Source organism: Kribbella sp. NPDC043289 (assembly GCF_056436705.1).
The window spans coordinates 1,731,416-1,754,879 of record NZ_JBWKCB010000001.1 but is presented as its reverse complement, the minus strand read 5'-3'; the positions used below and the strand labels follow the sequence as shown (position 1 = coordinate 1,754,879).

Here is a 23,464-nt window from a genome sequence, read left to right as displayed (position 1 = left end):
CGGCGTCGACGTGGTTGTCCGCACAGGGGCGTTAGAGGTGTGTTAGAGGCGGCGGGTTCGGTGGCGAGCGCTGGCTAGGCTCCGGCCGGTGACAGAAACGCGTGAGAACGAGACGGTCGGCGGACCGGCTCCGGCGCACGGACGGTTGGCGGCCTGGCTGCTGCACGACCGTCCCGCGGGGCATTCGGGACCGCATCGACCGACGCCGCATCCCACGCACCGCTGGTGGAAGGTGATGTGCCTGACCGGTGTCGACTACTTCTCGACGCTCGGGTACCAACCGGCGATCGCGGCGGCGGCGGTCGGTCTGCTGTCGCCGGTCGCGACGTTGATCCTGGTGCTGCTGACGCTGCTCGGGGCGCTGCCGGTCTACCGCCGGGTGGCGGCCGAGAGCCCGCACGGCGAGGGATCGATCGCGATGCTCGACCGCCTGCTCGGCCGCTGGAAGGGCAAGCTCACGATCCTCGTGCTGCTCGGATTCATGGCGACCGACTTCATCATCACGATGACGCTGTCGGCCGCGGACGCGACGGCACACGTCGTCGAGAATCCGTATGTGCCGCACTGGCTCGAGGGCAAGGAAGTGATCATCACGATCGTCCTGCTCGCGTTGCTCGCGGGCGTTTTCCTGCGCGGTTTCGGCGAAGCGATCGGCATCGCGGTCGCCCTCGTGGTCGTCTATCTCGGACTGAATCTGGTCGTCGTCACGAATGCGCTGTGGAACGTGGTCACCGCGCCTTCGCTGGTCACGAACTGGCGCGGCATGCTGGTCACCGAACATTCGAATATCTGGGTGATGATCGGGATCTCACTGGTGGTCTTCCCGAAGCTCGCGCTCGGCCTGTCCGGGTTCGAGACCGGTGTCGCCGTGATGCCGCAGGTGGACGGTGCGGCCGGCGACGACCCCGCGCACCCGGAGACGCGGATCCGCAACACCCGCAAGCTGCTGACCACGGCCGCGCTGATCATGAGCGGCTTCCTGATCACCAGCAGCTTCACGACGATCGTGCTGATCCCCGAGGACAAGTTCAAGGACGGCGGCGAAGCGTCCGGCCGCGCCCTGGCGTACCTCGCGCACGAGCACCTCGGCAGCGTCTTCGGCACCGTGTACGACGTGAGCACCATCCTGATCCTCTGGTTCGCGGGCGCGTCGGCGATGGCCGGCCTGCTGAACATCGTGCCGCGGTACCTGCCGCGCTACGGGATGGTCCCGGACTGGGCCCGGGCGACCCGCCCACTGGTGATCGTGTTCGCGGTGATCGCGTTCGTGATCACGGTGCTGTTCAAGGCCGATGTGGAGGCGCAGGGCGGGGCGTACGCGACCGGCGTCCTGGTGCTGATCATGTCGGCGTCGATCGCGGTGACGCTGTCGGCGCGGCGCAAGGGGGAACGATTCCGCGCGGTCGGGTTCGGGGTGATCAGCCTGGTGCTGCTCTACACCACGATTGCGAACATCATCGAGCGGCCGGACGGTGTCCAGATCGCCTCGTTCTTCATCGTCGCGATCATCCTGACGTCGCTGATCTCCCGGGCGACGCGGTCGCTCGAGCTGCGTGCGACCGAGGTGCGGTTCGACGAGCAGGCGTGCCGGATCATCTCGGACGCGGCGAGTCACGGTGAGCTGCGGATCATCGCGAACGAACCGGACGATCGCGACGCCACGGAGTACCGGGAGAAGGAGGCCGAGCAGCGGGAGGTGCGGAACCTGCCGGTGGGGCCGCCGATCCTGTTCCTGGAGGTGACGTTGACGGACGCGTCGCAGTTCGAGACCGAGCTGGACGTGCGCGGCGAGGAGCGCTTCGGGTACCAGATCCTGTGCGTCGAGAGCCCCAGCGTGCCGAACGCGATCGCGGCGTTGCTGCTGAAGATCCGTGACGACTGGCAGATCATGCCGCACATCTACTTCGCCTGGGCCGAGGGCAACCCGTTGTACTTCCTGCTGCGGTACCTGATCTCGGGCGAAGGCGACGTACCGCCGGTCACCCGCGAGGTGCTGCGTCGTGCCGAACCCACTCGGTCCAACCGTCCGTGGGTGCACGTCGCCTGACGGTCAGCCCTGCCGCAGTCCTCGACGGATCAAGGTGTCGAGCCGTTCCCAGGCCGGCGACGACGCGTTGAGGCTGGACTGGACGAGGTGTGGGAGGTCGGTGTCGACCGCTTGGTCGTGGAGGTCGGCGGGGTTGTAGCGGGCCAGCGACGCGGTGACGATGCGGTCGGCGAGGTCGATGAGGGACGGGTCGTCGGGGTCGAGGTCGTGGGCCTGGTCGTACGCCAGGTACAGCCGGCCGAGCTCCGGGTCTGCTTGGGCTTCGGTCTGGTCGGTGAAGTAGCGGTGTGCGGTGTCCGGGTACGTCGCGTACGTGAGGATCCACAGGTCGCGTTCCATCGCGATCCAGCGCTTAGAGAATCCGAGGTCGTCGAGCCGTTGCAGGTGCTGCTCGACCTCGGCGGGCAGGAACGGGCTGTGGCCGGCTGCCAACTGCTGGAGCCTTGTCCGTGTGCTGACCAGCCGCTCGATCCGGGCCGTCAGCTCCGTCTCCGCCGCGGTGGCCGCGGACCGGAGCTCGGCGGGGGAGGCTTCAGCGAGCTGAGCGATGGTGGCGAGCGGCAGGCCGGCCTCGGCGAGGGTGCGGATCTTGATGAGCTCGACGAGATCCTGCGCGGAGTACCGGCGGTAACCGGACGCGTCCCGCGGCGGCTCCGGGAGCAGGCCTTTGGCGTGGTAGACCCGGATCGTCTTGGTCGAGACGCCGACGTACTGCGCCAGCTGGCCGATGGTGATCACGACCCCAGCGTCTCGCACTTGACCTCTCCCCAGGGGCAACGTCGCAGGATCGGGGTATGACGAGTTTTGACCGCGAAACCCTGCGCGCCTTGGCCGACGAGGGCAACGAGCGAGCCATGGACCGCCTCGCGGACCTCGCCGACGCGCGCGACGACGTACCGGAACTGAGCGACCTGCTCGACGAGGGCTGCCAGCACGCCGGCGAGCTGCTGACGCGCCGCGCGGCCGCGGCCCGCGATCTCCTCGAGCTGCAACGGATCGCCGAAGCCGGCTACGACGAGGCCGCCGACGTCCTCGACCGCCTACTGGCCGGCCAGAACGGCTGAGCGATCGCCTGGGGGCCGTAGGCAACCGCGGGGGAAAGGCCGCTTTCACAAGTATCGTGGCGGTATGAGCGTTCAGCGCCGCCCGACGATGTACGACGTTGCCGCCCTTGCCGGTGTTTCGCATCAGACCGTGTCGCGGTACCTGCGGGCCGATCCGACGGTGGGTGCGGACACGATGACGCGCATCAAGGCGGCGGTCGACGAGCTCGGGTACCGGCCGAACCTGATGGCCCGCGCGATGCGGACCCGGAGTACCGGGGTGGTCGCGATCATCCTGCCGGGGTGGTCCGGGCCGGAGCGGAGCGTGGCGGCGGCCAGCGAGGAGGCGCGGCGGCTCGGGTACGAGGTGGAGATCGTGATCGGGGTCGAGCAGACTCCGGCCGCGTTGAGCCGGCTTGCGGAGGACATCCTGGCGCGCGGTCAGGTGGACGGCGTGCTGTCGGCGACGCCGTTGATGGTGGGGGCGGCGGACGAGAAGGTCGTCGTACAGACCGAGGAGTTCGACGCGCGGCTGCGGTCGGTCGAGGCGGTGGCCGAGGACGAGGCGACGATGGACGAGATCATCGGCCGGCTGGCGGATCTCGGGCATCGCGACTTCTTCCATGCGGCCGGCCCGCAGGACTGGCTGTCGGCGCAACTGCGGCGCTCCGGTTACCTGAAGGCCTGCGAACGGCGAGGGCTGCGGTCGCACGGTGTGTACGACGGCCCGTGGGATCCCGAGACGGGTGTCGAGGCGGTGCGATCACTGCCGGACGACACCCCGGTAACCGCGGTGGTGGCGGCGAGCGACCACATCGGCGTCGGCGTCATGCACGCAGCGGTACGCCGTGGCTGGCGCGTCCCCGAGGACCTGAGCGTCACCGGATGGGACGACCTCAAGACCGTCCGCTACGGCACGCCGGCGCTCTCGACCGTGCGCGTGGACCGCGAGACCTCCGGGCGGCATGGCATGCGCCGCCTGATCGCCGCACTCCGAGGCGACCCCGACCCCGAACCGATGACCGCGGCACCCACCGAGATCCTCTTCCGCGAGACGACCGTCGCACCGCGCAGCACCACCGTCATTTCACGCCGGTGATCCAGCACCAGGTTGTTCGACGCGAGTGATTGGACGCCGGTGATCGGGAAAGGGGAGACCCGACCACCGGCGTCGTTCTAGGGGGCGCTCACGCCGCGGTGATCACCAGCGCGCCGAGGTGCCAGAACCGGTCGGGTTCGCTGTCGAGGATGAGGTCGACGGTGCGACCGGCTGCAACGCCGTCCAGTTCGGCGTGGACCCAGGTGAAGATGCCGCCCGGGAGTTCGGGTGACGTGGCGAGCACCGTCGTACCCTCGCTGATGATCGTCGGCGGGCAGTCGGGGCCGCCATCGCCGACGAGTGCCGAGAGCTTCTGGCGTCCGGCCGGGATCCGGATGCGGAGAGTCCGTGCGGGGTAGTCGCCGACGAAGTCGCGCTGCAGGGCGTCCCACAGGCTGCCCCGGTCGCGCGGTTGCGGTCCGGTCCCGACCCACCCGAACCCACGGGCCTCGCTCCACGCCGTGTTGTTCGCGAGCCGCGTGTAGCCCGGCACCAGCGGGCTGTCCGCGGTCCCGACATCCAACGCCAGATGGCACTGCGCGGGGTCCGGGGTGATCACGAAGGTCTGATGCCGAGAACCCAACGCCATCTGACCAGGCGTGATGTCGACAGCCAGGTCCACGTGATCGGCGATCAGCGGGGGAGTCACGGGTACGTCGACACTCGCCGACTGTGCCGAGCCAACCGCGACCGTCGCCGATCCGACCTGCCAGCTCGAGTCGACCGCGTGCACGGCGGCGGTGACCGATTGATCCGCCGACGTCGCGTTGGTGACTTCCACAGCGAGTTGATTGGCACGACCACCGAAGAGCAGCCGTCCGTTCGGGTAGGCCAGTTGCACCCACCCGGAGCGGCTCGACACGGTCCGCGACCACCCGAAGAAGTACGCGACGATCGTGTCCCGCCAGCGCTCCGCCTCGATGACGTGAGCGTCGAACGTGGCCGCGACATCGGCGTACCGCGCTCGATCGACCCGCCCGGCGAGGCGTTTCCACGAGCGCTGGAACTCGAGCACCCGCTCGCACCCGTCGAAATGGCTGTCGTAAATGTGCTGAATGACGGTCTTCCCGGAACGCAGTCGATGCGTGTACGGCACCCAATGCATGAACAGCAGCAACTCGTCCGGGCAGTTCTCCAGTGAACCGTAAATGTCCTGCCAGTGCTGGGGGAGAAGCCCGGTGAATCCGGAACCAGTGGCTGCCGTCCGGTCGAAACCTGTTCCTTCGGCCGTCGAGTGGTGGGACAAATTCTGGGTGGTCGTCGGCGCCGGCTGGAAATGCCCGCCGAGCGGATAGGTCAAGTACCCCATCCCCAACGGCGACGTGTAACTCTCGTACGTCTCCCAGGACTGCAGCATGATTGCCTTGAGCACCGACCCGACCTGCCGATCGCCGCCGAAGGTCAGCTCGATCCACTCCGTGACGATCTCGTCGGCCGACAGCTTCGGGTTCCACGCCAGCCGCGCGAACCCGTGCGTGTTCGCCGCGCCGAGCTGGTACCCGGTCCAGTCCCGGTCGTCGCCGAAGTTCAGCACGCCCGCGAACCCGACGTTCGTCTGCCCGTACGCCGTCCCGTCGACGACCTCGGCCACCGTCGGCCCGCTCCCGGACCCGGTGTACGTCGGGAAGTCGAGGATCGTCTTCCATTCCGGCACCAGATAGCACAGATGCGTCGAGTGCCCGGTGTACTCCTGGGTGATCTGCAACTCGACCATCTGGTTGGTCTTCGGCAGCCCACCGAACAACGGGTTCACCGGTTCCCGCACCTGGAAGTCGATCGGCCCGTTCTTCGTCTGGACGACGGCGTTGTCGTGGAACTGCCCGTCGAGCGGATGGAAGACCCGGTACTCGTACTCCGCCCAGTCGTCGAACCCCTCATGCACGAACGACCGCCAGACCAGCCGCCCGTCGTACGGCGCGAGGCGGTCGGCGAGCATGTTGGCGCCCTCGGCATGCGTACGGCCGTAGTCGAGCGGACCGGGCTGACCCTCGGAGTTGGCCTTCACCAGGAAGCCGCCGAAGTCCGGGATCAGCCGGTAGATCTCGTCGATCTTGTCCTGCCACCACTGCTGCACCCGCGCGTCGAGGGGATCGGCCACCTTGATCGGGTCCGGATCGCCGGCCGTCAGCGAGATCGGGCCGGCGTAGTTCGCCGAGATCCACAGCTGCACGCCCCACTTGCGCAGGAGTCCGGCGAGCGCGGCGAGACCGGGCAATCGTTCGGAGCGCAGGAACTCGACGCTGGCGTTGACGTTGTTGATGACGGTGTGGTTGATCCCGACCGAGGCGAGTGTGCGGGCGTAGTCGACGTACCGCTCGCGGAGGCCGGGGAGTTCGTCCCACACGAAGATCGACTTGCCCGCGAAGCCGCGTTCGATGGACCGGTTGAGGTTGTCCCAGTGGTTCAGCATCCGTAGCGGCGAGGCCGGGCGATCCGCTTGGTTGAGCTTCTCGAGCGGGTGTCCGAGCTGGAGATGCTGCAGGAGACGGAAGGCGCCGTACAACGCGCCGCGTTCGCCGGCCGACGTGATCTGCACGCGGTCGGCCTGACGCTTGATCGTGAAGCCCTCAGCGCCTTGTGGGTCGCCGGCGCTGACGGAGACGACGACCGCGCCTTTCGTGAGCTGGTCGTTCACCGGGATCGTGCGTCCGAGCAGACCGGACAGTCCTAGGGCGAGCTCCGAGCCGGCTGATTGCAGCACCGGGTGCTTGCCCTGGACAACGACGTGGGTGAGCGCGGAGCGGTAGCGCTCCAGAAGATCGCGGTCGGGGATGAGGCGGTAGCGGAGCCAGAGGTCGTAGCCGTCCTCGTCCGGCGGTACGGCGGCGGCGTGGGACGTCGTACCGGGGAGGAGACCGGCGGCGAGGGCTCCGGCTCCACCCGCGGCCAGCAGCGTGCGACGCGTGAAGGTCATGACTGGTACGTCCTGACGTAGTCGAAGCGCGCGGTGCTGCCGGCGCCGCCCATGGAGATCAGACCGAGCTTGAGCGGGCCGGAGTCCTTGGGCAGGTTCCAGTAGCTGCCCCACTGCCAGTGCTTCCCGTCCAGGCTGGTCGCCGCCTGGAAGAGGTGCTCACCGGTGCTCGGGTTCGTCGTGTGACGCAGCCGCAGCCACATCGTGTCCGCGCTCGGCCCGAGCTGGATCGCCTCAGCCCACGGCGTCGCGTCCGGACCAGGCCACAGGAACGTCTGCCGTACGGCGTTCGTGCGGGTCGGCGCGAGCTGCAACGAGTTGGTCCTGGAACCCCACGCGATCAGACCGGCGCGAGCATTACCGGTGCTCCCGGCGAACGGGAGCGAGACGCGGGTCTCGACGGTGTAGTCGCCTTGCGGTGCGTCGCGCAGGAGGACCGTGGCGAGGTTGTCTTCCTTGCTCAGGTCGTTGGCCTGCGTGTCCCAGACCAGCTGCCCGTTCTCCAGGTGGCCCTGGTTCGAGCCGGTCCACTGCCAGTTCGGATCCGCGCTGTCGAACTCGTCGCTGTAGTCCGTGAGTTCCTGGCCGAGCCGAGGATCCGGGATCTTGTGCGTGACCGGCTGGTAGAGCTGCGCGAGGCTCAGGTTGTCGCCCTGAGCGGTGCCGGTCAGGCCGAAGTTCGACGGGCCCTGCAGCGGCTTGGTCAGTGTGACGGAGAGTTCGCCGAGTGGGTTGTCGCCGAGCGCGGGCGCGACCTGGACGGTGGCCTGGTCACCGCGAGTCTCGACGCTGATCGAGTGCCAGGTGTCGTAGCGGAACCCGTTGTAGAGCTTGGTTTCCGACGTACCGACGATCTTCCCGGCGACACGTTGCTCGACGCGCAGCGCGCCACGGGCGGGATCGAGCCAAGCGGTCGCGTACGTCGACGGTGAGTGGTAGCCGAAGACGAGTCCGGCCGGGCCGCTCGTGGTTCTGAGGTCGGCTTCGATGCGGTAGTTCGCCGAGCCGGTCTTGCTGCTGACGAGGAGCCCGGACTGATCGGCGGACTCGACGTACCCGTCGTTGGTGACCGTCCAGTTGCCGTTGACCGTGCGCCAGTCGGCGAGGTCGGTGGGCTTGCTGAACGAGCCGCCGAGCTTGGGCTCCGAGGCAGGAGCGGCTTGTGGTTGGTCGGAGGTCCATTGGCCGGCGCGGACGGTCGGCCAGCCGTTGACCCAGTCGAGGCGGTCCATCGACTGCGGGCGGCCGCCCCAGGTGTGGTCGGCGCGGATGTCGGAGTTCACCAGGTTCCACTCCTGACCGGAGCGGTCGACGGTGATCGCGTTGTGGCCGGTGGCCGTGAGCGAGTTGCCGTTGTACGAGTTCACGATCGTGCCGCCGGGCTGGTCGGCCGTCAGCGAGACCCCGTTCTCGTCGAGGAACGGGCCGACCGGAGACTTCGAGCGGCCGACGAGCAGCGGGTAGCCGCCACCGCCGACGTCGCCGATGCAGCAGCCGTAGCCCGAGTAGAACAGGTAGTACCAGGGCCCGTGCTTCGTGACCCAGGTGCCTTCACCACGCTCACCGGCGACGACCTGGCGCGATTCCCCGACGGTACTGCGGCCCTCGGCGGACAGCTTCACGACGTGGATGCCACCGCGGCGGAACGAGCCGTAGTACAGGTACTTCGTGCCGTCGTCGTCGATGAACATCATCGGGTCGATCTCCATCACCTCGCTGTCGGCGACGAAGTTCACAACCGGGTGGCCGATGTCGGTCCACGGACCGGCCGGGGTCGGCGCGGTCGCGAGGCCGATGGCGGCGCCGAGCGAGGTGGAGCCGGGGGCGGAGTAGTACATGTAGTACTGACCGTCGACGTACCGGACGTCCGGCGCCCAGTAACCCTTCTGCGGCCAGCCGGCCCACTGCGGGTGGTTCGCCTCGCTGAACGCGTCACCGAGGAACTCCCAGTGCACGAGGTCGGTCGTCTTCATCATCGGCAGCAGGTGCGCCGGACCGTGGTTGTCGGCGTTCTCGCGGGTCAGGCTGGTGTTGGTCGCGTAGGAGTACCACGCGCCGTCCTTGGCGCGGATCACGCCGACGTCGGAGAACGCCTGCGCGACGTCCTGCATCAGCGGGTTCGTGTACGTCGCCGGCGCCGCTTGGGGTGCGGCGCTGGTCGTGAGGGTCGGGAGCAGGCTGGCCGTCACCGCTACCAGGCCGGTGACGATCAGACGCAGGGGGGCTTTTCGGGGCATGACGACAGGTCCTCACTGGGCGGGGGAGGTACCGGATTATCGATCACCCAGACAGTAAGTGATCGATAATTTGACCGCAAGACCTGACCGGACGACACGCTGTGTAGCGAAGCGGGCGTGGCGTGTGTTGCCTAGCATCGGAGGTGGTGCCGCCGAGCTGAGGAGCCCGTCGTGACTGCTGAACTCGCCCCGGCCGACCTGTCGGACCGCGCGGTGGCCGCGCGACTGCTGGTTGGCGTGGCCCACGACCTGTTCGACACACCGGTCGCGGTCGCCCCGATCCGGATCGGTTGCCGCGAAGAATCGGTCGATGGTGACGTCGAGGAGTTCCTCCGAACGCGGCTGGCCGACTGCCCGCCCTGGCTGATCACCCGGGCGCCGCGCCGGGTGTCGTGGACCGACAGCGACGGCGTCTCGAACGTCGCGCACACCGGATCGCTCGGAGCGGTCGTGCCGATCGTGGCGCGCGAGGCGACACTCGCGCTCTGGCGAATGCTCGACACCGACCCCAGAGCGGGCGCCGACGCGTTGGAGCCCGCGGACCGGGCACTCCTCGAACGCGTGACGACGGACCGGGAACCGTTGGCGATCCTCCGGACCGGGATCGACGCGGCGGCGCGCGTCCTGGTCCAGCACGCCTACCTTGCCGAGCGGACGCCGTACGACGATCCCGCGGCCTTCGCCGGCGTACTGCGGGACAGTGGGATCTTCACGACCGTCGCGGGGACCTGGCACTGGGGTCTGCAGGCGTCGACGTACCGGCGCGGACTGATCCCGGTGCAGCTGATCAGCTTCGGTGGGCGAGTCGCGTACTCGGCGGACAGCGTGGCGGCGTTGCGCGCGATGAAGGAGGCGCGAGTGGCCGGCGCCGCGGACGGGACTGATCCGAGCGCGACGCAGTACGCGGCACTCGAGAGCGGCGAGCAGCCGCGCTGTCTCGCGCACGCGCCGCAGGTGATCGACGGTCGGCGGATCTCGCTGGTGACGCGCGTCGCCGACCGCTTCGTCGAGACCTTCACCCGGCTGCTCGACGTCGTCGAGATCGTGCCCGCCGACCAGGCGCCGACGGACGATGGCGAGGCGTCGGCCTTCGAGGTTCCGGACATGACCTGTCAGCACTGCATCAGGACGATCACGAAAGCGGTGGCCGAGTTCGGTGTCGAGCCACCCGAGTTCGACCTGGTCAGCAAGCGCGTCACCGCGGTCTTCGCCTCGCCCGAGATCCGTGCGCGGAGTTTCGCGGCGATCCGCGCTCGCGGGTACACCGTCGTACCGCTGCCGGATTGACCGCAGGCCATGGCGATCAGGCGTGTCGCGGGAGTAGTGTGACCGAGGCCCCTCAATAAAGTTGCCGCCGACAACATGTGGCGCGGCGGCCGGTGACTGGCGGCCAGGGAGCGGTGAAGCTATGGGTCTCGCTTACGAAGTCGGTCTGGTGGCCGAGGCGGATTTCAACGCACCGTGGAACGGGCACGACACCCGGGTGCTGGTGGTCGCCGCGATCGGGATCGCGATCATCGTCGCACTGATCGTCGGGTTGAAGATGCACGCGTTTCTAGCGCTCACGATCGGCGCGCTGTTCGTCGGCCTGGGCTCCGGAATCGCCCCCGGCCTGGTCACGAAGTCGTACGAGGCCGGTGTCGGCAGCGTCCTCGGGTACGTCGGCGTGCTGATCGCGCTCGGTGCGATGGTCGGCAAGCTGCTCGCCGACTCCGGCGGTGCCGATCAGGTCGTGGACACGCTGCTGCGCGGCAGACCCGCCGCGCTGCCGTGGAAGATGGCGCTGATCGCGTTCATCATTGGTATCCCGATGTTCTTCGAGATCGGCCTGGTGCTGCTGATCCCGGTCGTCGTCCTCGCGGTACGGCGGACCGGCGCCCGCGCGATGCTGCTCGGGATTCCCGCGCTGGCCGGCCTCTCGGTGCTGCACGGCTTCGTGCCGCCGCACCCGGGTCCGCTGGCCGCGATCGGCGTACTCAAGGGCAACGTCGGTATCACGCTCGCGCTCGGTCTGCTGGTCGCGATCCCGACGGTGATCGTCGCGGGGCCGCTGTTCGGCCGGCTCGCGGCCAAGTGGGTGCCGATCGGCGCGTCCGGCGCCGCGCTCGAGGTGAGCGGCGGCGCCCCGGAGGAGGGCGCGGGCGGCACGCAGGTCCGGACGCGGACCCGGACGCCGAGTTTCACCGCGACGCTGGTCACGGTCCTGAGCCCCGTGGTGCTGATGCTGCTCAAGGCCGCGTCGGACGTCTGGATGAGCAAGGACGCCGCGCTCTTCCCGGTGCTGCAGTTCATCGGTGACCCGGTCGTCGCGCTGCTGATCGCCGTACTGCTCGCGATGTACACCTTCGGTACGTCGGTCGGCTTCGGCATCCCCGAACTGAGCAAGAAGATCGCCGCGAGCCTGCTGCCGATCGCCGGTGTGATGCTGATCGTCGGCGCCGGCGGTGGCTTCAAACAGGTCCTGGTGGACGGCGGGACCGGGACGGCGATCGCCAAGATCGCGATCGCCGCGAACCTGTCCGCGCTGCTGCTCGGCTGGATCGTCGCGGTGCTGATCCGGCTGGCGACCGGCTCCGCCACCGTCGCCACGGTGACGGCCGCGGGGATCGTGGCGCCGCTCGCGACCGGCGAGAGCGCCACGCACGTCGCGCTGATCGTGCTCGCCATCGGGGCCGGCTCGTTGTTCTTCTCGCACGTGAACGACGCCGGCTTCTGGCTGGTCAAGGAGTACTTCGGGATGACCGTTGGCGAGACCATCAAGACCTGGTCGGTGATGGAGACCATCATCTCGGTGATGGGTCTCGGGCTGACGCTGCTGTTGTCAGCCTTCTTGTGACGCGTCGAGGACGAAGCCGCCGCAGGCTGCGATTGCGGTAGCCGTAGCCGTCAGCTCCTGTCCTGGCGGTAGCGCGCCAGTTTGTCCGGGTCGATCTCGACGCCGAGCCCGGCGCCGGGGCGGACGGCCAGCGTGCCGTCGCAGATCTGCAACGGTTCGGTCAGCAGGTCGTCGCTCATGTCGAGGAAGTTGGACAGCTCGCCGGCCCGCTGCGTGGTGAGCCGGAACGCCGAACCGAAGGCGACCGTGCACATCGTGCCGAGCTGTCCGTCGATCTGGTTGCCCATCACGACCTCCACACCGAGGCCCTCGGCGAGGTGATGGACACGTTGCGAGTAGGTGAATCCGGTGCGCGCGGTCTTGATGCTGACCGCGGTCGCCGCGCCGCCGAGGATCTCCCGCGTCACGTCGGCCGGCGTGACGGCGGACTCGTCGGCGATGAACGGTACGTCGCACTGCCCGACCAGCCAGCGCCGTCCGAGCACGTCGTCGGCCGGGCACAGCTCCTCGGCGAACAGCAACCCGAGGTCGGCCATCTCATGCATCGCGCGGGCGGCGATCGAGGCCGACCAGCCACGGTTGCCGTCGACGTACAACTCGACGTCGTCGCCGAGCCCTTCGCGCAGCGCCCGCACCACAGCGGTGTCGAGCTGGTACGGCGTCCGTCCGACCTTCACCTTGAAGGTGCGGACGCCGTACTGGTCCCGGATTCGTTCGGCCTCGGCGACCATTGCGGCGGGTTCGTCGAACCCGAGCATGTGCGAGACCCGCATCCGATCGGAGTAGCCGCCGAGCAGTTCTGTGACGGGGACGTCCAAGCTTCGGCCGAGCGCGTCCCAGACCGCCATGTCGACGGCCGACTTGGCGACCGGGTTGCCGACCGTGCGGTTGAGGCGAGCCATGATCGTCTCGCGTTCGAGCAGGCTGGTGCCGACGATCGCGGGCGCGAAGAGCTGTTCGATGACCGCGATCACGCCGGCCTGCGTCTCGCCGTACGTGAAGGGGCGCGGGGGAGCCTCGGCGATGCCGACGACGCCGTCGTCGGTGTGCACGCGGACCAGGACGTGCTGGGCGACCTCGACGGATCCGCTCGCGAAGTACAGCGGCTTGCGGTACGGGATCGCGAAGGGGATCGCTTCGATCGCGGTGATCTTCATCGGGGCACCTCCTGTGCATCTTCTTGGGCATCTTCTTGGGCATCTGCTTGATCAGAGTTGAAGAGGCCGGCGCCGTCGAGCTCGGCGAGGACGGAACGGACGAGCGGTGAGGACTCGTCGCGGCGCCAGGCCAGCGCGAGCTCGATCGAGCCGGCGCCGTCGACCTCCCGGAACACCACGCCGTCGAGCGGGACGGCCCGGACCGATCCGGGGACGAGCGCCACGCCGAGCCCGGCGGCGATCAGCGGCAGCAGTACGGCGGTGCCAGGCGCCTCGTGCTCGCGGCGCGGCGTGAAACCCGCCTCCTGGCAGACCCGCTGCACCGCGTCGTTCACCGCGGAGTTCTTCGACGAGTAGAAGACGAACGGCTCGGTCGCGAGGTCGGTGACCGCGATCTCGGGCTCTTCGGCGAGCCGGTGATCGACGGACAGTGCGAGCACGAGCGGCTCGATCTCGATGGTGCGGACCTCCAGGTCGCCGCCGGGCAGCGGCGGCCGGAGAACGGCGAGATCCAGGCTCCCGTTCTGCAGGCCCTCGGTCTGCGCGGGGGTGAGCATGTCGGCGTGCACCTCGAGCGCCACATCCGGAAGGCGGTTCTGCAGGATGCGGGCGAAGCGTGGGAGTTGCGTGAAGGCCGCCGTACCGGTGAAGCCGACTCTGATCAGGCCGCGGTGGCCGTCGGCGACCCGGCGTACCCCGCTCACCGCGTCGTCGAGTTGCTGGAGGATGCGGCGGGCCTCGTCGTGGAAGAACTCGCCGGCCGGGGTGAGCCGGACCTGGCGGGTCGTCCGGGTGAGGAGGACGGCGCCGAGCTCGGCCTCGAGCTGGCGGATCGCCTGGGAGAGCGCGGGCTGCGCCATGTGCAGCCGCTCGGCCGCCTGCCCGAAGTGACAGGTCTCGGCCACGGCCGCGAAGTACCGCAAGTGGCGCAGTTCCATCGCTCGTCCTCCGGGTCTGCTGATGGGTGGATCGGGTGGATTGATTCACCGTAGATACGAATATTGAGTCAGGACAAGTACTCATTTCGGACGGATTGATCGGCAGTGCTTATTAATGCCTGCCTGGGTCAGGACTAGGCAGTGCCCTGGTGCCGGTCGTGTTCCGCTGCTGCCACGTTCTCCCTGCAGGTCCTGTCCAGCGCAGTTCGTCATCACCGCGACGCCAATCTCTTGGTCGTTCTCGGCGCCTCGCGGGAGCTGGAGGTTCGAGAGGCTGAGCACCGGTTGACCCTGGAACCGTTGACCGCGGGCGAGGTTGTGCTGCTCGCGGAGGCTCGTGGGGTGTGCCTGTCGGCTCGCGTGGCTGAACGGTTGCGCGTGCACACGGGCGGCCTGCCAGGTGCCGGCACGGCCTTGCTCGACGAGCTGCCGCGCGAGGTGTGGGACGAGGCAGAGCCAGTCCTGCCAGCGCCTGCGGAGGTCGTGGCGCGCGTACGGGAGGCGATGGGCAGTCTGTCGGCCGCGGCTCGGCGCTTGGTCCAAACCGTCGGCGTGGTGGGAGATCCAGAGCCGTTGAGCGTGGCCGCCGACCAGGCGGAGCTTGCGGGTGACGTGTGGGGCTTGGTCGACGAGGCGGAGCGAGCCGGGCTCATCGTTGTGTCCGGCGTACCCGGGGCGCAGCTCGTCCAGCCGGCTGATCCGATGGTCGCAGCTGCGGTACGGGCGGAGCTCGGGCGGCAGCGCACGGTGGAGATTCACCGGGCAGCGGCCGCGACGGCGACCGATCCAGCGGTGCGTCTGCGGCACCTCGTGGCGGCCGCGACAGGACCGGATGCCGAGCTCGCGGGTGAACTAGCCGCGCTGGCGGAGGACTGTGCTGCACAAGGCGAGTGGGGGAAGGCGGCAGCCCTGCTGACCGCGTCCAGCCGGATGACCGAGGATCGACTGCTGCGCGAGGCACGGCTGACGAGTGCCGTCGATGCGCTCCTCGGCGCCGGTGACGGACCGGGTGCGCGCGCGTTGATCCCCGCGATCGAGAGCCTCCGGGAGACGCCGCTGCGCAACGCCGTCCTCGGCTATCTCGCGATTCTCCGCGGCCGGGGCGCCGAGGCGGAGGTCTGGCTCGCGCGGGCCTGGGAGCTGACCAACGTCGAGCGATCGCCCGAGGTCGGCGCCGCGATCGCCCAGCGCTACGTCCTGCACTCGCTGGCTCGTTGCCATTGGCAAGAGCTCGTCACGTGGGCGGACCGGGCGCTCGAGCTGGCCGACCTGAGCGAGCCCGCCGGCGTCGAGGCGGCTGCTATTCGCGGACTCGGTCTGGTCGCGCGCGGCGAGTCCGCTGCGGCGCGGGCGACGTACGCCGATCTCACCGAGCAGGTGCGGCTCGGTGCGCAGGTGCAGCGGGTACGACTCGGCGCGGGCTGGCTGCAGCTCGCGCTCGACGACGTGGAGGCCGCGCGGGCGGAGCTGGAGAGCGCGGTGCCGACCGGCGTGCTCGGCGGGTCCGCGCGGATCTCGCTGTGGGCGAGTGCCTGGCTCGGCCGCACGCAGTTCCTGCTGGGTGAATGGGACCGCGCGCTGGACACCTGCACCGCCGCGGAGCCGCTGCTTCGCAGGAGCGAGATCGAGCTGACCGGCCCGATCATGGCCTACGCCACCGCCCTGATCGCCCTCAACAGGTACGACTACGCTGAAGCCGTTCTGAGTGCGCACGAGGAACGTGCCCGCGATCATCCCTCGGTCGTCGCGCGGCTCGCCCGTACCCGTGGTCGCCTCCAAGCCGCGCTCGGGAACCTCGACGCCGCCTGGGACTCGTTCGACCGTGCCCTGTCCGCGCTCGAGGATTCGCCGCTCCGCTTCGATCGCGCCCGGGTCGAGTTCGCCTACGGCCAGGCGCTCCGTCGCGCGGGCAAACGACGCCAGGCAAGCTCGTACCTCTCGTCGGCCCGCGAGGTCTTCGAGGCTCTCCGCGCCACCACGTACGTCGCCCGCTGCGACCGCGAACTCAACGCCGGTGGCTCCCGAACCGAACGTCGTACCGCGGATCTGACCCCGCAGGAGCAGACCATCACGGGCCTCGTCGCCACCGGATTGTCGAACCGTGAGGTCGCCGCCCAGCTCTTCCTGTCCACCAAGACCGTCCAGTACCACCTGACGCGCGTCTACGCGAAGCTCGGCATCTCCACCCGCGCCGAACTCGCCGCACTGCACGGCGCGGCCAACGAGAAGCACTCCTGAAGGACGTCAGGCGATGCGGCCGAGTTGCCTCGTGAGGTCGCGGACCGCCTGGAGGAAGGCCTCGGAGAACGTCGGGAACGGCTGGATCACGTCGAGCAGGACGGGCAGCGGCACCTTGGCCCGGACCGCCAGCGTCGCTTGCTGCAGCCATTCACCGGCTTCCGGACCAACGGCGTACGCACCCGTGAGCACCGAACCGTCGGACACCAGCGTGAGGAACCCAGGTTGCGTGTCGTAGGACCGCAGGTACGTCGAGGTTCGCGGCACGCCGGCGAGCTGGATCGTGCTCGTGTAGGCACCATCCGCCGCACCGACGGACGCCGCCTGCGGGTAGCAGTACACGACGCGGGGGACGGCCGCGTAGTCCGCCGTCCGTGGGGTCCCGAGGATGTTGCTCGCCGCCACGCGCCCCTGGTACTCGCCGACATGCGTCAACTGCCACAACCCGGTCACGTCCCCGATCGCCCAGATCCCCGGCGCGGCCTGGAGTTGCTCGTCGACCGGGATACCACGCGGGTTGGCCTCGATCCCGACCGTCTCCAGCCCGATCCCGTCGACCCGCGGCCGCCGCCCGGTCGCGACCAGCACCCGGTCGCCCTCGACCTGCGTCCCGTCACTGAGATCGATGACGTACGACGATCCCGCGAGCTGCACCCGCTCCGCCCCGATGCCGACCCGAACGTCCACACCGTCGGCGCTCAGCGCGACCCCGATCGCCTCGCCGACCGCGGCGGGCTCCCGCGGCATCAGGTGCTCGCTCATCTCGATCAGTGTCACGTGCGAACCCATCTGCGCCATCGCCTGACTCATCTCCACGCCAGTCGCGCCGCCACCGAGCACCAGCAGCCGACCCGGTACGTCGACCAGCCCGGTCACGTCGCGATTCGTCCACACCCCCGGTAGCTCCCGGAGCCCGGGTACGGGCGGGATGATCGGGTCCGCGCCGCACGCGATCACGACGGCGTCGGTGCTGTACGTGCGATCGTCGACCGCGACGGTGTGCGGACCCGCGAGCCGGCCATGACCCCGTAGTACCTCGATGCCGGCGCTCTTGGCCCACGACACCTGGCCGGCGTCGTCGTAGCTCGACACCATGAAGTCCCGCCACCCCAAGGCAGCCGGTACGTCGAGGGCGCCGGTCACCGCCTCGCGGGCGCCCGGCGCGTCGAGCGCCTCCGCCAGCGCCTCGCCCGGCCGCAGCAGGGTCTTCGAAGGAATGCAGGCCCAGTACGAGCACTCGCCACCGAGCAGTTCACGCTCGACGACGGCGACGCGGGCACCGCCCTTGGCCAATGTCGCTGCGCAGTGTTCGCCTGGCGCGCCGGCGCCGAGGACGATCACGTCATAGTCCCTGCCTGTCTCCCCAGCCATCGCGTGCTCCTTCCGCCGAGCTGATCGGCTCACCCTCAGGCTGCCGCGGGGGCCGCGCCGGTTGGGCCAGTGAGTGTCCCTGGTCTGCGGCGACCAGTGAGCGTCACCGGGGCCAACCCGGGGCGCGCGGGCGGATCGTGGACCAGACAGCACGGCCACGACGGCAGCCACCACACGGAGGCGGGAATGGAATTCCTGGTCACGATGACCACGCACGTGCCCGACGGCGTCACCGAGGCCGAAGTAGCCGAAGTACGTGCTCGGGAGGCCGCCCAATCCGCCGAGCTGGCCGCGCAGGGACGGGTCAAACGACTCTGGCGTCCGCCGTTGGCGCCGGGGGAGTGGCGCACGATCGGCCTGTTCGACGCGGACGACGCGGCCCACCTGGAGAAGGTTCTGGCCTCGATGCCGCTGCGGATCTGGCGCACCGACGACGTCCTCCCGCTGACCCCGCACCCCAACGATCCCGGCGCTCGGGCATGACCGCGCAGGACGACGAACCCACGGTCACCGGCGGAGCGTCGTACGGCGGCACGGGGAATGGCGGCATGGGGTATGGCGGCACGGGGGTCGCGTTGCGCGGGCGGGCCGGCGGGCTGCTCGTGGCCGCGACGGTGCTGGCGTCGATGGTCGGCTTCATCGACGCGTACATGATCAACGTCGCGATCCCGGCGATCGGGCGCGATCTGGGAACCGGGGTCAGCGGCCTGCAATGGATCCTGACGGGCTACCTGGTGACGGTCGCCTCGTTGCTGTTGCTGGCCGGCGCGCTGGCCGATCACTTCGGCTGGCGCCGGCTGCTCGTCGTCGGCCTGCTCGTCATGGTGGTCGCGTCGCTGTGCTGTGCGGCGGCACCGAACGTCGAGGCGCTGATCGCCGCGCGGGTCGTGCAGGGCGCGGGGGGAGCCATGGTCGTGCCGAGCAGCCTGGCGCTGCTCAACGGCACTCTGCGCCCGGAGGACCGCGCGAAGGGCATCGGCGTCTGGGCGGGCCTGTCGACTCTCGGTACGACGCTCGGCCCGTACGGCGGGGGTTGGCTGGTGGACCACGCGTCCTGGCGCTACGTGTTCCTGCTGAACGTGCCACTGATCGTCGCCGCGTTGTGGGTACTTCGCGGCGTACCGGAAGTCAGCCGCCCGCGGCGCCCGCTGTCGCTGGATCTCGCGGGGGCCGTGCTGGCTGTCGTCGGGTTGGGTGGCGTGATCTATGCGCTCACCGCGGGTCCCGCGTCGGGCTGGGCGAGCCCCGTCGTACTCGTGTCCGCAGTGGTTGGCGTGGCCTGCTTGGCGGCGCTGGTTCCAGTGGAGCAACGGCGGTCGGCGCCGATGCTGCGGACGGCGCTCTTCCGGATCAGACAGTTCGTGGCCATCAACGCCGCGACGATCTTGTTCTACGGCGCACTCTCGGCGGCCAGCTACCTCGTCGTACTGCAGTGCCAATTGGCGCTCGGCTACAGCGCGACCGCGGCCGGGGCGGCCCTGATCCCCGAGTCGGCGGTCTTCCTGCTCGTGTCGCCGTTCGTCGGCGGCCTCGTCGCCCGGGTCGGCGTTCGCCTGCCGATGACCCTCGGCATTCTCGTCGTGGCCGGCGGCTTCGCCTGGCTGTCGGCCGCGAGCCCCGGTCAGAGCTACGCCCAGGCGATCCTCCCGGGCGCGCTGCTCTGGGGTCTCGGCATCGGCCTGACCGTCGCCCCCCTCACCGCCGGCGTCCTCGCCGCGGTCGACGACGCGGATTTCGGCGAGGCGTCGGCGATCAACGACGCCGCCTCACGCGTCGGCGGTGTCGTGCTGATCGCGCTGATCCCGGCGCTGCTCGGTGTCGGCGGCTCCGACGACCTCGCGCAACCGCTCGCCGACCGGTACCAGGTCGCGATGCTCGTGATGGCGGCCCTCAGCGTCGTCGCCGCCGCGATCACCTTCGGGTACGTCGCCCGCGGCCGCCCGTCCACGATCCAGCTGCCGGCGACGCCGCGCGTGCACGGGTGCGCGGTACCCGTGACAACCTGATCTGAACAGGCCTGACGGAAGGGGAGAGGACGATGACCGAGAGTCTTGAGGGGCAGGTCGTGGTGGTGCTCGGCGGCAGTTCGGGCATCGGTCTGTCGACGGCCCAGCAGGCGCGCGCGGCCGGCGCGCGGGTGATCCTCGCCGGCCGCAACCAGGAGCGCCTCGACAAGGCCGTCGCCGACGTAGGCGCCGAGCGCGGCGTGGCGCTGGACCTGGCCGACCCGGCCCAGGTCGAGCAGCTCTTCGCGGGGCTGCCCGATCGGCTCGACCACATTCTGGTGAGCGGTAGCGGGCCCTTCTACGCGCCGATCGCGGAGATGGACCTCGACGAGGTGCAGCGCAACATCGACGAACATCTCGTCGGATCGCTACGCATCGCGAGACTGTGCATCGGCCGGGTGCGTGCGGGCGGCTCGCTCACGTTCATCAGCGGCACCGGTGCCCGGCGCCCCGGAGTCGGCCTCGTCCTGGCCGCCATCGGTACGGCGGCGTTGTCCGCGATCGTCGCGAACGCCGCGCTCGAGATCGCCCCGATCAGGGTGAACACGGTCGCGGCCGGCTTCGTCGACACGCCACTGTCCGCCAGGCTGCTAGGGGACCAGCTCGAGGAGCGCCGCGCGAACCTGCGAGCCACGCTGCCGATCCGGCGCGTCGTCGGCCCGGACGACGTCGCCGACCTGATCCTGCACCTGATGACCAACGGTGCGCTGACAGGTGCGACGTACGACGTCGACGGAGGCCAACAGTTGGTGCCGGGCTAACCGATCGCCGCCTCGTAGCCTGCCTCGGGCAGCGCCTCCCGCAACTGCCGACGAGAGCTGATGGAGAGCTTGTCGAAGATCTTGCGAAGGTGCCATTCGACCGTGCGCGGGCTGAGGAACAGCCGACTGCCGACTTCAGGGTTCGACAGCCCGTCGCGAACGAGTAAGGCGATCTGCAGTTCCTGTGAGGTGAGCTCGTCGCCTGCCGTCGGCGCGGCCGCTCGTTTGCGGACGGTCTCGCCGGTCGCCTGCAGTTCGCGACGTGCGCGCTCGGTGAACGCTTCCATGCCGATCGACGAGAACAGGTCGTAGGCGCTGCGCAACTCGGTGCGGGCCTCACCTCGTCGAGTCTTCCGCCGGAGCCATTCGCCGTACAGGAGGTGGGCGCGGGCCAGGTCGGGGCGCAGCCGGGTCGGTGTCAGCTGTTCGATCGATTCCAGGTACGCCGTCTCGTCGGCGTGCACCAGTCCGCGCGCGCGAGCTTCGATTCCGCGGCCCCAGGCCTCGTCGGTGTCGCCCGTCTTGTCCTGCAGCCGTTCCAGTGCGGCGACCGCCTCGCGCTGTCGTCCGCTGCGGACGGCGGCTTCGATCTGCTCGCTCAACGCCCAGGAGGACACGAACAGCTCCGGTGTGTCCTCGCTCGCCATCGTTGCCCAGAGCAACGCTTCGTCGTGCCGGCTGAGCCCGTTCAGGACGATCGACCGCGCCCAGCGTGCGTACTGGACCGCCGTACCCTGCCCCTCGGCGGTGCCGCTCGCGATCGCGTCGTCGATCAGCGGGAACGCCTCGTCCGGTCGCCCGCGGAGCCCGGTCAGCACCAGTGCGCCGTACGGCCCGACGTGGGTGCCGGTCGCCTCCCGGACCGCGTCGGCCTCGGCGCGCAGCGAGGTCGCGTCCGCGAAGTCGCCGGCGATCGCGATCACCTGCCCGAGCACGTTCACGCCGACCGCCAGTACGGCGAGCGCGCCGGCGCTGCGGGCGGTTTCGACTTGGCGGGTGGCGGTGGCGAGGCAGGCCTCGAAGTCCCACGCGGTCGCGGCCGCCGCGGTGGCCAGCCATCCCCAGCGCAGTACCTCCTCGGTCGTCGCGTCCGCCCCGCCGAACGCGACCGCGGCCTCCTTCAGCATCGGCACCGCCGGCTCGCGCCCCTCGGCGAACAGCAGCGCGAACCCGTCCAGCAGTACGTCGGAACTTCGCGGCACCGTCCCGGCTCGCGGAGCCTCCCGCGCGGCCAGCGAGACCTCGCGCAGCCCCACCACCTCGGCCATTTGCCCGGCGAACAACCCGGCGCTCCAGGCATCGAGGTAGGTGTCGCGAGCCAGTCGCCGGTCGAGCGGTTCGAGGGTCCGGGCGGCGCGTAGCAGGAGACCCGGCGCGTCCCGACCGCGTTGCTGTGCGAACGCTGCCTCGGCGCGGAGCAGGTCGATCCGCGCGCGGCCGAGATCGTCCAGGTGTCCGGCCTCGGCGGTGGCGAGCAGCGCCCACGCCGTACCGAAGGCTCCGGCCTGCAGGCTGGCGTGCGCTCCGGCGAGCGCGCGTTCGGTCCGGCGTACCGGATCTCGGGTCAGCGCGACGGCCCGCTGCAGGAAGGCGGCCGCCGCGGCGAACCCGCCGCGGGCCTGGGCGCGGTCGGCCGAGCGTTCCAGCTCGCGGGCCACTTCCTCGTCCGGCCCCGACGCGGCCGCGGCGAGGTGCCAGGCGCGTCGATCCGGATCGGCGGCCGAGTCCGTCGCGTCCGCCAGCGCCAGGTGTACGGCGCGCCGCTCGGTCGCGGACGCCGACCCGTAGAGGGCCGACCGGACGAGCGGGTGCCGGAAAGTGACCCGTTCACCCAGCGACAGCAGTCCCTCGATCTCGGCGAACACGGCGTCGATGCCGAGCTGGTCGGCGGCGCGGCGTACGAGGACCGGATCACCCACCGGTTCGGCCGCGGCGACGAGCAGCAATTGCCGGATCGGCGCCGGCAGCGTGTCGGCCTGCCGGAGGAAGCTCTGCTCGATCTGGCCGGGCAGACCCTGTCCGGTGAGCAGGCCGAACCCGGCCGCGAGCTGCGTCGCCGTCAGGCCGCGCGGCAGCTCGAGCAGGGCGAGTGGATTGCCGCCGGTCTCGGCCACCAGACGGTCGCGGATCGGCTCGTCGAGCAAGAACTCGACCGCGGACCCGAGCAACGCACGCGCGTCGTCGGCGGGCAGCCCGTCGACCTCGAGCTCCGGCAGACCGTGCAGCTCGACGCCGACCTCGCGCGCGCCGAACAAGAGTCCGACCGCCTCCGCGCCGACCCGCCGGGCGACGAAGCCGAGCGTCTGCGCGGTCGCCGTGTCGAGCCACTGCGCGTCGTCGACGACCACCAGTACCGGCTGTTCTTCGGCGAGGTCCGAGATCAGGCTGAGCACCGCGAGTCCGACCATGAAACGGTCCGGCGCCGGGCCTGGAGCCAGCCCGAACACGGTCGCGAGCGCCCGACGCTGTGGTTCGGGAATCCGGGGCAGCCGGTCGAGCAGCGGCACGCACAACTGGTGCAGTGCCGCGAACACCAGCTCCATCTCGGACTGGACGCCGACCGCCCGCAGCGTGAACAGCTCCGGCGCGGACTCGGTCGCGTGGTGCAGCAGCGCGCTCTTCCCGACCCCGGCCTCGCCTCGGACGACGAGCACCCGGCTGGTACCGCTACGAACGTCGGACAGTAACCGATCGAGAACGGCCCGTTCCGAGCGCCGGCCAAGCAGTCTCGATCCCCGTGCTCGTCCCGCGTCCAGGCCGCGGAATCCGCTGCCACGTTCCACCCGTCCGCCGCCTTCCCAAGCGGTGCGCACACGC

General features: G+C 69.9%; 16 protein-coding genes. 9 read left to right on the top strand and 7 right to left on the bottom strand.

The window, feature by feature from the left end; all coding sequences use genetic code 11:
• The first annotated feature begins 88 nt into the window (after positions 1 to 88).
• Complete coding sequence (locus AC0662_RS08315) at positions 89 to 2,047, top strand: APC family permease (protein WP_478299335.1); 1,959 nt, start codon at positions 89 to 91, stop codon at positions 2,045 to 2,047.
• A 3-nt stretch (positions 2,048 to 2,050) separates the two neighbouring features.
• Here the strand turns inward: AC0662_RS08315 and AC0662_RS08310 are convergent, their stop codons facing one another.
• Positions 2,051 to 2,803 (bottom strand): MerR family transcriptional regulator, encoded by a 753-nt coding sequence (locus AC0662_RS08310; RefSeq protein WP_452196625.1) that lies wholly within the window; start codon positions 2,801 to 2,803, stop codon positions 2,051 to 2,053.
• Positions 2,804 to 2,841: 38 nt separating this feature from the next.
• Here AC0662_RS08310 and AC0662_RS08305 point away from each other — a divergent pair, with 38 nt between their 5' ends.
• Positions 2,842 to 3,111, top strand: a complete 270-nt coding sequence (locus AC0662_RS08305) for a hypothetical protein (RefSeq protein WP_478299333.1) — start codon at positions 2,842 to 2,844, stop codon at positions 3,109 to 3,111.
• A gap of 64 nt (positions 3,112 to 3,175) precedes the next feature.
• On the top strand, positions 3,176 to 4,189 hold the full coding sequence (locus AC0662_RS08300) for a LacI family DNA-binding transcriptional regulator (protein ID WP_478299331.1): 1,014 nt from the start codon (positions 3,176 to 3,178) through the stop codon (positions 4,187 to 4,189).
• Positions 4,190 to 4,277: 88 nt separating this feature from the next.
• On the opposite strand, the gene AC0662_RS08295 is transcribed toward AC0662_RS08300, so the two are convergent.
• Together AC0662_RS08295 and AC0662_RS08290 are read right to left on the bottom strand one after the other, a co-directional pair.
• Positions 4,278 to 7,103, bottom strand: coding sequence for an alpha-glucuronidase family glycosyl hydrolase (locus tag AC0662_RS08295; RefSeq protein WP_478299329.1), 2,826 nt, complete (start codon positions 7,101 to 7,103; stop codon positions 4,278 to 4,280).
• Positions 7,100 to 9,340 carry a family 43 glycosylhydrolase gene (locus AC0662_RS08290; RefSeq protein WP_478299327.1) on the bottom strand — a complete coding sequence of 747 codons (2,241 nt, stop codon included), beginning with the start codon at positions 9,338 to 9,340 and terminating at the stop codon, positions 7,100 to 7,102. The genes AC0662_RS08295 and AC0662_RS08290 overlap by 4 nt, the downstream gene beginning before the upstream one ends.
• A gap of 171 nt (positions 9,341 to 9,511) precedes the next feature.
• Here AC0662_RS08290 and AC0662_RS08285 point away from each other — a divergent pair, with 171 nt between their 5' ends.
• Together AC0662_RS08285 and AC0662_RS08280 are read left to right on the top strand one after the other, a co-directional pair.
• Positions 9,512 to 10,627, top strand: coding sequence for a heavy-metal-associated domain-containing protein (locus AC0662_RS08285; protein ID WP_478299325.1), 1,116 nt, complete (start codon positions 9,512 to 9,514; stop codon positions 10,625 to 10,627).
• A 121-nt stretch (positions 10,628 to 10,748) separates the two neighbouring features.
• Positions 10,749 to 12,176: a GntT/GntP/DsdX family permease gene (locus tag AC0662_RS08280; protein ID WP_452196619.1), complete on the top strand. Its 1,428-nt coding sequence runs from the start codon at positions 10,749 to 10,751 to the stop codon at positions 12,174 to 12,176.
• Between the two features lie 50 nt (positions 12,177 to 12,226).
• On the opposite strand, the gene AC0662_RS08275 is transcribed toward AC0662_RS08280, so the two are convergent.
• Both AC0662_RS08275 and AC0662_RS08270 read right to left on the bottom strand, forming a co-directional pair.
• Positions 12,227 to 13,333 carry a mandelate racemase/muconate lactonizing enzyme family protein gene (locus AC0662_RS08275; protein ID WP_452196617.1) on the bottom strand — a complete coding sequence of 369 codons (1,107 nt, stop codon included), beginning with the start codon at positions 13,331 to 13,333 and terminating at the stop codon, positions 12,227 to 12,229.
• On the bottom strand, positions 13,330 to 14,271 hold the full coding sequence (locus AC0662_RS08270; protein WP_452196616.1) for a LysR substrate-binding domain-containing protein: 942 nt from the start codon (positions 14,269 to 14,271) through the stop codon (positions 13,330 to 13,332). Before AC0662_RS08270 ends, AC0662_RS08275 begins: the two co-directional genes overlap by 4 nt.
• Before the next feature lie 300 nt (positions 14,272 to 14,571).
• Between AC0662_RS08270 and AC0662_RS08265 the strand changes: the two genes are divergently transcribed.
• Positions 14,572 to 16,509 (top strand): LuxR C-terminal-related transcriptional regulator, encoded by a 1,938-nt coding sequence (locus AC0662_RS08265; RefSeq protein WP_452196615.1) that lies wholly within the window; start codon positions 14,572 to 14,574, stop codon positions 16,507 to 16,509.
• Positions 16,510 to 16,515: 6 nt separating this feature from the next.
• Here AC0662_RS08265 and AC0662_RS08260 read toward each other — a convergent pair whose 3' ends face one another.
• Positions 16,516 to 17,880, bottom strand: coding sequence for a dihydrolipoyl dehydrogenase family protein (locus AC0662_RS08260; protein ID WP_452196614.1), 1,365 nt, complete (start codon positions 17,878 to 17,880; stop codon positions 16,516 to 16,518).
• Between the two features lie 186 nt (positions 17,881 to 18,066).
• Between AC0662_RS08260 and AC0662_RS08255 the strand changes: the two genes are divergently transcribed.
• The 3 genes from AC0662_RS08255 to AC0662_RS08245 are packed head-to-tail and all read left to right on the top strand — an operon-like array spanning position 18,067 to position 20,647.
• The gene (locus AC0662_RS08255; protein ID WP_452196613.1) at positions 18,067 to 18,363 is read left to right on the top strand and encodes a muconolactone Delta-isomerase family protein; all 297 of its coding nucleotides are present in this window, start codon (positions 18,067 to 18,069) and stop codon (positions 18,361 to 18,363) included.
• Positions 18,360 to 19,886 (top strand): DHA2 family efflux MFS transporter permease subunit, encoded by a 1,527-nt coding sequence (locus tag AC0662_RS08250; RefSeq protein WP_478299321.1) that lies wholly within the window; start codon positions 18,360 to 18,362, stop codon positions 19,884 to 19,886. The genes AC0662_RS08255 and AC0662_RS08250 overlap by 4 nt, the downstream gene beginning before the upstream one ends.
• Positions 19,887 to 19,918: 32 nt before the next feature.
• Entirely contained in the window at positions 19,919 to 20,647 is a 729-nt protein-coding gene (locus AC0662_RS08245) for an SDR family oxidoreductase (RefSeq protein ID WP_478299319.1), read from the top strand.
• Here AC0662_RS08245 and AC0662_RS08240 read toward each other — a convergent pair.
• On the bottom strand, positions 20,644 to 23,430 hold the full coding sequence (locus tag AC0662_RS08240) for an ATP-binding protein (protein ID WP_478299317.1): 2,787 nt from the start codon (positions 23,428 to 23,430) through the stop codon (positions 20,644 to 20,646). The genes AC0662_RS08245 and AC0662_RS08240 overlap by 4 nt on opposite strands.
• Between the last annotated feature and the right edge of the window lie 34 nt (positions 23,431 to 23,464).